8 protein-coding genes are annotated in these 12,702 nt (G+C 41.3%); 1 reads left to right on the top strand and 7 read right to left on the bottom strand.

Going from position 1 to position 12,702, the window contains the following annotated elements; genetic code table 11:
• Positions 1-85 precede the first annotated feature (85 nt).
• Entirely contained in the window at positions 86-1,108 is a 1,023-nt protein-coding gene (locus FBD94_RS07715; RefSeq protein ID WP_169472245.1) for a serine hydrolase domain-containing protein, read from the top strand.
• A gap of 389 nt (positions 1,109-1,497) precedes the next feature.
• Here the strand turns inward: FBD94_RS07715 and FBD94_RS07720 are convergent, their stop codons facing one another.
• The 7 genes from FBD94_RS07720 to FBD94_RS07745 form a co-directional block, all read right to left on the bottom strand.
• Complete coding sequence (locus FBD94_RS07720; protein WP_136879774.1) at positions 1,498-3,033, bottom strand: glycoside hydrolase family 32 protein; 1,536 nt, start codon at positions 3,031-3,033, stop codon at positions 1,498-1,500.
• A gap of 37 nt (positions 3,034-3,070) precedes the next feature.
• Positions 3,071-4,558 (bottom strand): glycoside hydrolase family 32 protein, encoded by a 1,488-nt coding sequence (locus FBD94_RS07725; RefSeq protein ID WP_136879775.1) that lies wholly within the window; start codon positions 4,556-4,558, stop codon positions 3,071-3,073.
• A gap of 10 nt (positions 4,559-4,568) precedes the next feature.
• Positions 4,569-6,734 carry a glycoside hydrolase family 32 protein gene (locus FBD94_RS07730; RefSeq protein WP_205945859.1) on the bottom strand — a complete coding sequence of 722 codons (2,166 nt, stop codon included), beginning with the start codon at positions 6,732-6,734 and terminating at the stop codon, positions 4,569-4,571.
• A gap of 69 nt (positions 6,735-6,803) precedes the next feature.
• Positions 6,804-8,555, bottom strand: a complete 1,752-nt coding sequence (locus FBD94_RS07735) for a RagB/SusD family nutrient uptake outer membrane protein (RefSeq protein WP_136879776.1) — start codon at positions 8,553-8,555, stop codon at positions 6,804-6,806.
• Between the two features lie 24 nt (positions 8,556-8,579).
• Positions 8,580-11,399: a SusC/RagA family TonB-linked outer membrane protein gene (locus tag FBD94_RS07740; protein ID WP_205945860.1), complete on the bottom strand. Its 2,820-nt coding sequence runs from the start codon at positions 11,397-11,399 to the stop codon at positions 8,580-8,582.
• Complete coding sequence (locus FBD94_RS26110; protein ID WP_205945861.1) at positions 11,354-11,611, bottom strand: carboxypeptidase-like regulatory domain-containing protein; 258 nt, start codon at positions 11,609-11,611, stop codon at positions 11,354-11,356. Before FBD94_RS26110 ends, FBD94_RS07740 begins: the two co-directional genes overlap by 46 nt.
• Before the next feature lie 175 nt (positions 11,612-11,786).
• Entirely contained in the window at positions 11,787-12,698 is a 912-nt protein-coding gene (locus FBD94_RS07745) for a carbohydrate kinase family protein (RefSeq protein WP_169472246.1), read from the bottom strand.
• Positions 12,699-12,702 lie beyond the last annotated feature (4 nt).

Here is a 12,702-nt window from a genome sequence, read left to right on the forward strand (position 1 = left end):
AACAAAAAATGGAACACTGGCAATAAAAGCAAATAATACACCTGAAAAATCCGACTTCCTTTATAAAGAAATTGAAAGGTTGGGTGTGGAATTAACCAAAAAGGAAACTGTTCCTGGGTTAGCCGTAGCAGTTATCCGAAATGGAAAAATTGCATGGATACAATGTATCGGATATGCTGATGTGGCAAATAAGAAACCTGTAACAGTACATACAATTTTTAATATTGGCTCTGTTTCAAAAGTAGTATCTGCATGGGGGCTTATGCAATTGACTGAAAGAGGGCTCATCAATTTAGATACTCCCGTTAATCAATCTTTAACGCGTTGGACAATCCCACCATCCCCATATAACCTATCAAAAGTTACATTGCGACGCATTCTCAGTCATACAGCTGGTCTTTCGGTGCATGGCTATGGAGGCTTTGAGCAAGGAACCAAATTGCTGACTTTAGAAGAATCTCTCGAAGGGAAAACTAAGAGGAATGGGGAAAGTGTACGCCTGATAAACGAGCCAGGAACGAAATGGGAATATTCTGGTGGTGGTTACACGCTTGCCCAATTACTACTTGAAGAGAATACGAAGAAAAACTTTGCAGCATATATGAAAAAATATGTCTTCAAACCTCTAGGCTTAATGCATACTAATTATGAATGGACAGAAGAAATGATGTCTAATTCTGCAACTGCTTATGATACCATAGGATCTCCAATAAAGAATAGAATATTTACAGAGCAGGCTGCTGCAGGGCTACAAACAACTGTTTTAGACTTAGCTCATTTCGCCGAGTTATCTATTACAAAGAATCCCTCGCAATTAAATAAAGTTTTGAAGCCAGAAACTATACAACTAATGGAACAACCTGTTCTACCATTTTCTAACGAAGGAGAAAGTGGTCTTGGATATCGTTTCATGAATTATGAAGGTTTTCGAACAATTGGACACACTGGTGAAAACATAGGTTGGAGTGCCGCAATGTTTATGCATTTATCTACCAAAAGTGGCATAATAATGCTTTGCAATGGTTCAAATGGGGACCGTGTTTGGTTTCCTATTTATCAGAATTGGGTAAAGTCAATAAATGCAAAACAAACTGGAATTTCGAATTGAAATTATCGAGTATACTAAAAAAACAGTTTCATTGACCCAATTTTACCATTTTCAAAATCCAAGTTATCCTATCATTAACAGCAACCATCCCCCTCTTGAACTGGGACATATCATAAGCTTCTTATTGACTATGAACTTGGAGTCCTCCAAATCTGATACATAAAAGCATAATATCCTTAGGGTTCATAAATTTTTGGATTGATCCGCAATTATTGCTATTAAGGAATAGGCCTAAAATCAAAAAAGCTCCTAGTTTTCACTAGAAGCTTTTTGAAGCGCAAATGGACTGAACTCAAAAAATTTTTATGATGATTTGAAGAAAATAGCTGATTTAGATCAATTTGTTTCGAATGCTCCCCTTAGTAGAGATTTTGGGTGTTTTTGATTTTTTATTTAAAGCTCGGGATTGATGAAATTGCCAGGTTGGTTAACTTTTGCTTTCCCGCTCCTGATATTTTTATACGGTCAATCGGACGCTCTGGAAAAAAGATGTCCGTCATGACTGTTAAACCATCATCAGCAAAAAGTTCGGCAGATGCAACGTCGAGTATCAAACTGATTTTGCCAGACTCAGATTTGGCTATTCTCGGTGCGGTGTGCTTTTTAGCAAATCCTTTTTCAAAATCAGATGCACCCGAATTGGTTCTATCAATATAATACGTTTTCGTTTTAGTGTCGTATCCGACTAAGAGTTTATTCCCTTCTTTGTTGCTCAGGGCAATTTCCATACTGTTCAGCGTATTGAAACCGAAATCCAGCTTTATCCGTCCATTTAGATCTTTAGTATAAGCAGACAGATCAATTTCTTTATTAAGCGTTAAAGCCTGTTTTTTAGAAACTGGTTTGAGATATGCATTCATTTCTTTTACCGGAACAGAACGCACATAAAAATCTCCTGCTATCTGATCTAATACCAAATCTCTGGCGATTGTAGCAGCTCCTCTCCATTTTTTTGTAGGTACCTGATTTGCATACTGCCAATTATTCATCCAGCCTATAAATACTTTTCTTTTACCCGTATTTGACCAGGTTACACCAGCATAATTATCAGTGCCATAATCCAGCCATTTTTCTGCTTTTGAGTTTGGTATAAACGTACTGCCATCAAAATTACCGGTAAAATATTGAGTTGCAGAACCTCCATTTGGTCCTCCAGGATTAATACTCACCAGCAGTACCCAAACAGTTTTACCATTATGCTCCATCGGAAAAAGATCAGGGCATTCCCATACCCCACCGTGGGCACCCAAATCATTCCCAAACTCACTCTCTTTCTTCCATTCCTTTAGGTTTTTAGAGGAATAAAAGGTAATGCGGTCTTTTGTTGCCAGGGTCATTATCCATTTCTTTCCTGCCTCGTACCACATCACCTTAGGATCTCTAAAATCTGTGATACCAGGATTGGGAAGAACTGGATTTCCTGAATACTTCTCCCAGGTATTACCTTCATCCAAACTGTAAGCAATACTTTGGTTCTGAAATGTATTTACCTTTTTCGCTTCCAACTTAGGATCGTGATGTGTAAATATGGCAACCAGAGGTACTTTTCCGTTTTTACCAAGTCCAGAAGTATTTTGTTCATCCACTACAATACTTCCCGAGAAAATATAACCCAGGCTATCGGGAAACAGTGCAATGGGTTTTTCCTGCCAATGGAAAAAGTCTTTGGTGGTTGCATGCCCCCAGTGCATTGGACCCCATACCGTGCCTTTGGGATAATATTGATAAAAAAGGTGGTAGACACCCTTATAATAAACCATTCCATTTGGATCGTTCATCCAATGCTCCTTCGGAGAAAAATGGAATTGCGGACGGTGTTGTTCAGCTCCTACAACTATTTGCTGCTGGGCTTTTACTACGTTTCGGAGAGAACTTCCTATCGTTAGTACACTTAAAAAAGCTATCATTAAAATTTTACGGTTCATATTGATGTGTGTTAATTTTTACTCCTATGATCTTTCATTACCATACCGATTTTAGGCTCCATGCTTTCAGGTTTACCTCAGTACCTCCATTTCTGGCAAAAGTCTCGATGCCTGTCTGCATTTCTCCTGGATAAGTCAACAGTGTAAACACTTCTTTTCCATCATTGGTAAATAGTTCAATACTTGATTTGTCTACGTAAAAATGCATACGCAACTTACCATTTACAGGCACGACTTTCGCGCTGGTCCTTCTGGCAAATTTTTCAATTTTCTCTTTAGCACAGTTTGTTCGGTCTATCGTTAACAGGCCTGTTTCGGTATCATAAGATACACCTAACTTTCGACCTTCTCCAACGCAGAGGTTTAAACCGAATACATTGGGCATACTGGTATTAAAAACGGCTTCTAGTTCGTAAACATTTTCGGAAGGTTTAAAAACCTTTAGTGGCTTGGTTCCTTCCGGGAGCTGATAGACAGAGGAATGAATTTTGCCCCTAAGCTGTTTAAGGGCATCAATTGGTTGTTGTACTAACCGCAGCCCCTCTGGATAGGTTTTAAGTTCCAGGTTACGAGCAATAGACCAAAATCCCTTGCCCCAGGTGGAGGGCACAAGCTGCGCATAATCCCAGGTAGCTATCCAGCCCATGGAAGGTGTAGTCTTCAAGGTTCCGTCGTAATCCTGAAAAGTTCTTGATGCATAAAAATCCAGCCCTTGGTCTACATACAAAGCCTCTTTTGGATGATCGGCTGCCAGCGTAAAAGTTTTACCATCAAAATCACCTATAAAGTATTGTTCTCGTGCCCAGTCAATAGAAACAACCATTACCCACCTTTTATCCTTACCATTCCCATCAACCGGTAATTGAAATAAATCGGGGCATTCCCAAGCTTTTTCCTGAGCGCCGGCAGGGCCAAAATCACTTAACCAGTTCCATGATTTTAAATCTTTTGATCCATAAAACTTAATCTTTTTCTCCAGTGCTTTCGCAACAACCATCACCCATTGTTTAGATGAGGCATGCCAGAAAACCGTCGGGTCACGAAACTCAGTACTGCCAATATCCAACACCGGATTACCTTTATAATAATGAAAGGTCTCACCATCCTTGCTATAGGAAATCCCCTGCGATTGGTTTTTACTTTGCTTATTAAAAATGGTGTAAGCCGCAACGTAAGCATTCGGGCCGAAACCAGCAGTATTCTCTTTATCTATGAGTGTAGAGCCGGTAAAATAACCGATGCTGCCATCATCGCCTGTCATTACTTTTGGAGATATTTCTTTATAATGAACCAGGTCATCAGAAATCACCTTTCCCCACCAATACATCTGGTATTTACCCTGATAATAGGTAAATCCGCAGGGATCTCCTATCCATCCTTTTTGTGGACTAAAATGAAATTGCGGACGGTAGGGTTCTGAATAAGTAGTCGTTCCATTATTTTGGGCTGTAGCAATTCCTCCATAAAGCAGGAAAAGCATATAACCTGATAACGGCAATAAATATTTTTTGATTATTTCTTTCATCTGATTATTCTTAGAAATCCGTATTTATTACTGCAGGCCTGATTGCCCATACTTCGGCCTTTATCTGAATGCTATCTCCCTCAGAAAAAATTTCGGCCTGGTTACTTTGCTCTTTAGATGGGAATATCCTCGTGGTTAATGCATGTTGATCGTTGATAAAAATTTCCACTACAGAGCCATCAACAAAAACATGGAACCCGACGGGTTTGCTTGTATCCAGCGCGAAAGCATCTTTTTTGATGCGTAATGGTATTCCTTTTTTAGTACTGGAATGACGCTGATCCACAACCAGCTCTTTTGCATCTACATCATAATATATCTTTGTATACTCCGAACCATCAGGATTTTTATGCAAAACAAAACCAAATTGTTTCGACTTGTTTGGCCTAACCTGTGCCACTACTTCGTATTGTTGATGGCCCGAATAGAGCTTAACCGACTGATGGTTAGCGACCGTAGCGTCAAAAAAATTACTGTTAGCTACTCTCAGAGACCGGAGTGCCGGATGCGGCGACTGGTTTAATGTTCCATCCGTTAAATTCCAAACCCTTGGTAAACTATAAAGATGTGACCATCCCTGATTGTATGCTGCCTCTCCACTGATCTCATCAGGTATGATAGCAATTGCACAGATCCTTCCGTCTTTATCCTCAGTTACAGAAGGCGAAAGTAATCTGTTGATTACCTCTAAATTCTTAGGCATTGGGTTGTCCGGAACAAAACGTTCATTTACGAAACTACCTACCCAGTAAAGTGCTCTGGCTGGAACACCCTTATGAGGAACTTTGTTAACCAGCAGTACATATTTATCACCTATTTTCTTAAATACAGGCATTTCCCAGAAGATCCCGGAATTGTCCAAATCCGGATTACCCTCGAAAAGGGTATGCAGAAAATTCCAGTTTTTCAGGTCGGGTGAACTGTATAAGAGCAAAGCTCCCTTTTCTACGTCATCCTTTTTTACACCGAAGCCAACAACCATATACCACTTATTCCCTTCTTTCCACACATAGGTATCCCTTAGATCCGTCCTGCCATACCCATCAGGCTGACCTGGAATAACCGGGTTCTGCTTATACTTTATCCAATCGTTAAGGGTAGAATCTTTTGGAAAAGCAAGGGCGATCCCCATTTTTGGCCCTCCCGCCGTATAACTGATCATCGGGATTCCCTTATCATCAAGAATGACATGCCCAGACCATATCCCGTTTTCATCATACCCTCTTTCAGGACTTAACGCAGGTTTATGTTCGGTCCAGTTAACCAGATCCGGACTACTAAAATGTCCCCAGTTGATTTGTCTAAGTGCAAGATTTGAAGCGTTTTTTTGGTTAAAGATATGGTATCTGCCTTTATAGAAAATCAAGCCATGGGTCTCGTTAGTCCAATTCGCAGCAGGCATTAAATGATACTTTGGACGGCTAAAATCATCTTTAAAACGTTCCGCTGGAATGGCCAGTACAGGAACTTTCTTTGCTAAAACAGCAATTTCGTTTTGAAGTTCTTTAATGGGAAGCGGTTTGTTCCAAAGCCTCAGTTCATCTATTATTCCATTAATCGCCGTCAAATCCATCTGCCCCAATAGGTTTTCCCGAAAGTCTTTTCCTATCAAAATTTCACCGGCCTTAGCTGGAAAATTGATTAGGGACATATTGATTTTGAGTTTCTGCCCGTTTATCCAGACCCCACGGTCTGCTGATCCCATACCTAATGCAATGTTGAGCCAGCTGAACTTTTTAACAAAATGTCCGGTAGGCAGATAAGAAAAGTCCTTGCCGTTTCCCTTACCAATTACAATTTCGCCGAACCTATTTACGCCAACGGAAATAGAAATCCCGGTCCGACGGTCTTTTAAGGCAAAAAAGGCTGCCGTATCTGTCGGGAATGATTCAAGCGCGAACCAGCCGGAGCAGGCCGAGACATTTTGGTTCGGTCTGATCTCTGTTCGTAATGAAGTGCTATAACCATCAGTTCTTAAACCCTTGCCAATAACCCCGGCAGTTAATTCGATCTGATTCCTAACATTTTTCAATTCCAGTACATCATTTTTTTTATCCGCTTTTAAAGGGTTTTCCCCGTCAAAGCTCCAGTGTTGTGCCGATGCCTGCAAACCTGTACAAAGAAAACATGTAGCACAGACCATCAGTCTAAACCAGCAATACAGCTTAAATTTCATATTCATTTTTTTGAGTTAAGAATAAAACCATGCAGATGTTTAGAGACGATCTGCATGGCTATTGAAATACTACTGTGGGGCGTAACCCGGATTTTGTTTATAAAGCCCTGCCGAAAAATTGATCTGAGCTTGTGGGATCGGGAAATATTCATCTCTACCTTTTACAAATTGTGCGTTTTGCAGGTAAGTACGCAATAATTTTTCCTTTGCAAAATACTCCGTATTCAACACCTGATCCGCATTTCCCCAACGTACCAGGTCAAAGAAACGCTCCCCTTCAAGGGCCAGTTCAAGTTTGCGTTCAAACCGCAAAGCAGTACGGGCATAAGCGTTTGTCCAGGTACAGTTCTCCCCAGGTTTATAGGTATCGATGGTATATTTAGCGGCGTAATCAGCTGGATTTGCCGAGTTGAACGCAGTTACATACTTACTATTTTTAGCCCTTGCCCTTACCCTGTTGATCAATGGTAGTGCTTCATCCTGACGATTCAGTTCAATCAGGGCTTCAGCCTTCCATAACAACACATCGGCGAACCTGATAATATGAAAATTGAGTGATGAACCTCCCCATGGAAATCCTTTGACCATATATGGAGATTCGGGAGAAACTAGCGCCTTTTTATTGGAATAATAACCATAGGTAGCAGGCTCACGCACCCAATCAGGACCATAAGGTGCTACCGCATAATTTTTCCAGCGAATACCCAAACGTCCCACCGAAAAATCCAGTCGTGGGTCTACGTTCATCGCCAAACCGTCTGCCACGGTCATCAGATTTGTATTGTTATAAGTGTCTGGTATAGGAACACCTTTACTATCAGTTTTAAAGGAATTCACTAAATTCTGGCTTGGTTGAAAAAATCCATCACCACCATATGCCGGTCCACGTGGGACATTCAGCAGATTACTCCAGTTGATACGGCCAAGATCGGTACCATCTGCGATTGAATATTGAACAGCGAAAACAGATTCCACACTATTGTCAAATTCCCCCATAGAAAGCTGCTGAAAGTCCTGGAGCAGATCGTAACCTCCCTTAGAAATCGCTTCATCACATTGGGTAACCACATCATTCAATAGGTTCTGATCAACGCTCGCAACCGTATTGTCGGGATTCTGTTTATAAGCCCGGTATAGGTTTACTTTGGCCTGGTAAGCAAATGCAGCATATTTAGTAGCCCTCCCTGCCTCTGTTTGCTTTGGTGGAAGCAATGCAGCGGCTGCAGCAAACTCAGCAGCAATTTTCTCCAGGATCTGGTCCCGGGTAAATTGTACATTAGATATTTTAGGGTAATCTGCGATATCTACATTTTCATCAAAGTAAGGGATCTTATTAAACAGACGGCTGAGTTCAAAAAAGAAGTGTGCCCTTAAGAAGCGCATTTCTCCCAGCCTCACGTTCTTTAGTGGGACTTCGGCTTCAGTTACGGCATTTAACCTGCGGATTGCATTGTTGGCACGCTGTACACTCCGGTAAAGACTAAACCACTTACGGTCTAATAATCCGTTCGAAGCATATACTGCTGTAAAAGTTTCAAACTGGTTAAATTCGCTGATATCACCAATTCCCCCGCCCCCTTTATAGGCAGTCTCTGCGCGCACATCGCCATACACCCAGTTAGTTGTAGGCGAGAGAAAAGTTCCATCGCTTCCTTCCGGACCTGCGAGGGCGGCATAAGCAGAAATACAAAGGGCTTCAATCCCACTTGGTGAATTCAGTAACTCATCGCTTAGCTTTCCTTTCGGTTTGCTATCCAGAAAATCTTTTTTGCAAGAGGTCAATACAACCAGCACCGCAAATATTATGTATTTAAATTTCATGATTTTTAAGGTTAAGTTGATCGGTTAAAATCCAAAGTTCAATCCTAAAGTAAAGGTCCTTGGCAATGGATATGGATAACCAAGACCCTCAGGGTCAGCGCCCTTATATTTCGTAATTGTAACCAGATCCTGCCCCTGGATGTACATACGCAGGTTTCTTAGTTTTACCTTATCAGCCAATGCTTTAGGCAGTGTATAACCCAACTGAACATTTTTCAGTTTCAGGTAAGAACCGTTCTCTATGAAATATTGAGAAGTTCTGGCCTCATCATTTAAGTTTACAGCTGTTAAAGCGGGAATATCCGAATTGAAGTTATTGGTAGGGTTCCATGCTTCCAATAGCCTTGTACCATGGTTACCTGTCCATAACTGGAAGAAATCCGTATAGAATTTTGAGTTGTTGTAAGCATCCCTCACCATTCCGTTAACAAAGAAAGAAAAATCAAAGGCCTTGTAACCCAGGGCAACATTCAATCCCCCAATAAACTTAGGCTGATCTGAGCCCAACCACTCCATATCCTTATCGTTGATCAAATGATCACCATTGGTATCTACATAACGTATCCGTCCCAAACCTTTTCCCGGTTTGTTAATGCCGTCATTAAGTTCTTCCTGTGTACGATAAATTCCGTTTGTCTTAAAACCCAGCCATGAGCCCAAGGGCTGTCCCACGATCGTCTTGTCCTGTCCGTTTCCGCCACCATAAGTATAGTAAATGTCATCAGGTACAGCGGTCACTTTGTTTTTATAAGCCGTTGCTGTGAATGTCAGGCTATAATTAAAATCTTTCCCTATTTCATCTCTCCAGTTTACAATCGCTTCAAAGCCTTTATTACTCAAAGAAGCGCCGTTATAGGCCATAGCACCACCTTCTCCAATAATACCGATGTAAGGACGGTCAATCAGCATGTCATCGGTTTTTTTGATATAATAATCTAATGTCAGGTTCAATCGGCTCTTTAACATCGCCAGGTCCATACCAAAATTAGTCTGGGTAGTTACTTCCCATTTTATATTTGGATTTCCTGTTCTATCCTTAATAATCCCATTTGGAATTGTCCCCCGGTTGATACCGGATATATCATAGCCCCCCATGTTCAGGTTTGTAGAATATTTAGTATAAGTGGCTTCATTATCTAACAGGTCATTGCCATTCTGGCCCCAGCTTACCCGCAGTTTAAGATCGGATATCAGGCTTTGCTTCTTCATGAAACCTTCCTCACTAACTCTCCATCCTGCCGATACAGCAGGAAAAACCGCAGCATTGTTGTTCTTACCGAACCTGGAAGAAGCATCCCTTCTTACGGTACCGGAAAGCAGGTAGCGATCATTGTAAGCATAATTCAGTTTAGCAAAAACAGAATTTGTAGCCGTACGTGATGCAATACCAGCATTGGTCTGGGCACCGTCTCCTGCACTGATGTAACGATAATCTAAGGCTTCGATAATAAAATTCTCTCTTTTTGCCCCTAGTGATTCATTGATGCTCTCCTTGGATTCAATACCTGCCAGCGCATTAATGTTGTGTTTGTCTATAACAAGGGTATAATTGGCGGTATTCGACCATATCCAGTCCTGATTATAGTCTGACGAGGTATTTAGTATATTTTTATCAACCGCGCGATCGCCTTCCCTCCATTTTGGTTCAAAACTGGAACCAAAACCGTTTCTGTAATTAATGCTATAATTAGACCTCAGGATCAAATTTTTAATTGGTTCAGCCTCAATGTACACGTTTCCGAAAATACGCCACTGCTGACTCCTGTTGTCCCGGATCTGATCCAGGAGTCTAACAGGGTTGGGTTTATCCCCTATGCCCTGGGTCGGACCTGCGTAGCCCCCGTTAATATCATACACGGGAATGATCGGGTGTTGCGCGATGGCGAGTTCTTCAATACCACCGGGTTTAATTTTTTCATTCCATTTACTCAAGTTTAGGTTCTGTCCGATTCTTAAGCGGTTATCCAGAAAGTTGTAGTCAGAATTCAAGCGCCCATTGATACGTGTAAAATTCGTGTATTTGATCAATCCATCCTGATCGAAATAGTTCATTGAAAAAATGGAAGCACCGTTTTTGGAACCTTTTGCCACCGTTAAATTATAGCTTTGCAAAACCGCAGTTTTGTAAACCTGATCTGCCCAATTCGTGTCGCCGGAACGGATGGTTTTCTTTTGATCAATAAACTCGGGAATTACTGGAACATCACCGTTTCCATATAAATCATGGTTTGGCTTGACACCATCATTTTTATAGGCGGTCCAATAGCTTTCACCCCATTGCTGGGCATTCAACATTTTTATCCCCGTATGATAGGTCTGGGTAGTTCGCTGGGCGTCAAAATCGACCGTCAGCTGATCTTTTTTACCTTTTTTAGTCGTAATTATGATTACCCCATTGGCTGCCTGAGTACCGTAAATTGAAGCTGAAGCTGCATCTTTCAGAATCTGGATAGACTCCACATCATTGGGATTCAGTAAGGTCGCGATGTTATCACGCGTCTGAACACCATCAATCACATACAATGGCGTACCATTGTTAATAGTCGTGATCCCGCGGATGCCAATTCCTGTACCCACGCCTCCGGGCGTTCCATTATTGGTTACATTAACACCTGGTACCCGCCCCTGCAACGTTGAAATGATGTTCCCCGTTGGGATATTTTCAACATCTTTCATGTTAACTACAGAGACCGCACCTGTTAAATCCTTCTTCCTCTGCGTCTGATATCCCGTCACTACAACTTCTTCAAGATTTTTTGAATCCGGTTCCAAAGTCACATCAATTTTTGTTCTATTGTTTACTGTAATTTCCTGGCTTGTAAATCCAAGGTAAGAGATGACCAATACGGGATTGTTTCCTGAGATGGAAGCGAATACTGGCCCTGGTTGTTTGTGCTGGTAGCGGTTTTGGTCCCTTTGAGTAAAACGCCGACACCAATCAATGTCTCGCCTTTGTTGTCTGTTACCGTTCCGGTAACCGTTATATTGTTTTGTGCGCTCAGGTTCTGATAAAAGAGGCAGGTCATCAGGAGTATTAGAAAATATCTTATTTTCATTTCCTTGTTAATTAGTTGTGAATGGTAAGATGTGACAGTTATAGCAACGCCATATCCCTATTTGGTTAGTTTGAGCGCGAAAATTTCCCTGCTGTTAGGGTAGCGAAGTACCTTTTTTGTTCATAATATCGGTTTAAATTTATAATTGGTTTATTTTTTTATGCTAAAAATTTTCTCATGCACACCATTTCCGCTTCCAGAGAAATCTGTCAAAATCAAATTTTGAATATTCCGGACAGGCTCCTGATTGCGCTGTAATAAATGCACCCATTGCTACGGCATAATCTAAAGCAACCTCCAATGGTTCCCCTGCCAGCTTCATGGCTAGAAATGCAGCAAGGAAAGAATCACCACTTCCTATGGTATCTGCCACACTGATACTATAAGCAGGATATTCATAGGTCAGGTTTTTATTATAATAAGTTGCACCATGGGGTCCCTTGGTGATCAGAATTTCATTCATTCCGAACTTGCTGAAAATGGATTCAATACAGTCCAACTCCTTTGAATAAGAAATGCCGTTCCATTCCGCAATCATGCCGAGTTCCGCTGAATTTATTTTGACCATGTCAGCGCGTTTAAGTAAATCCGACACAAATTCAGGACTGTAATGTGGTGCTCTTAAGTTCACATCAAAAACCTTGTACCGGGCATGATCCAACATTCTAAATAATGTAGCGCGAGAAGCCTCATTTCTGGAACCAAGACTTCCAAACACAAATGCATCAGATTTTTTGATCAATTCCTGCATTTTTTCTTCCCACTTGATATAATCCCAAGCGACCGGTGCTACAATCTCATAACTCACTTCATTTTCCTCGTTGATGGAGGCCAGTACCTGACTGGTTTCATGGTTATCATCGATTTGTACCCAATTGGATCCTACACCTATCCTGTTTAAGAAGTCCAATAGCGCTTTCCCAGCCTCGTCATTTCCGATACTACTGATCAAATGACTTTGCAAGCCTAACTTGTGCAGGTGGTAGGCCACATTCATCGGAGCACCTCCCGGCCTTTTTCCATCCGGGAGATTATCCCAAAGAATCTCGCCAAAACATACCACCGATTTTATTTCTGAAAAGTTCATACCC

It is taken from the genome of Pedobacter hiemivivus (assembly GCF_005144565.1).
GTDB lineage: Bacteria > Bacteroidota > Bacteroidia > Sphingobacteriales > Sphingobacteriaceae > Pedobacter > Pedobacter hiemivivus.

Bases quoted from the DNA above. Each gene is read 5' to 3' on its own strand.
- FBD94_RS07720 (WP_136879774.1), bottom strand. From the start codon at position 3,033: ATGAACCGTAAAATTTTAATGATAGCTTTTTTAAGTGTACTAACGATA.
- FBD94_RS07725 (WP_136879775.1), bottom strand. From the start codon at position 4,558: ATGAAAGAAATAATCAAAAAATATTTATTGCCGTTATCAGGTTATATG.
- FBD94_RS07730 (WP_205945859.1), bottom strand. From the start codon at position 6,734: ATGAAATTTAAGCTGTATTGCTGGTTTAGACTGATGGTCTGTGCTACA.
- FBD94_RS07735 (WP_136879776.1), bottom strand. From the start codon at position 8,555: ATGAAATTTAAATACATAATATTTGCGGTGCTGGTTGTATTGACCTCT.
- FBD94_RS26110 (WP_205945861.1), bottom strand. From the start codon at position 11,611: ATGAAAATAAGATATTTTCTAATACTCCTGATGACCTGCCTCTTTTAT.
- FBD94_RS07745 (WP_169472246.1), bottom strand. From the start codon at position 12,698: ATGAACTTTTCAGAAATAAAATCGGTGGTATGTTTTGGCGAGATTCTT.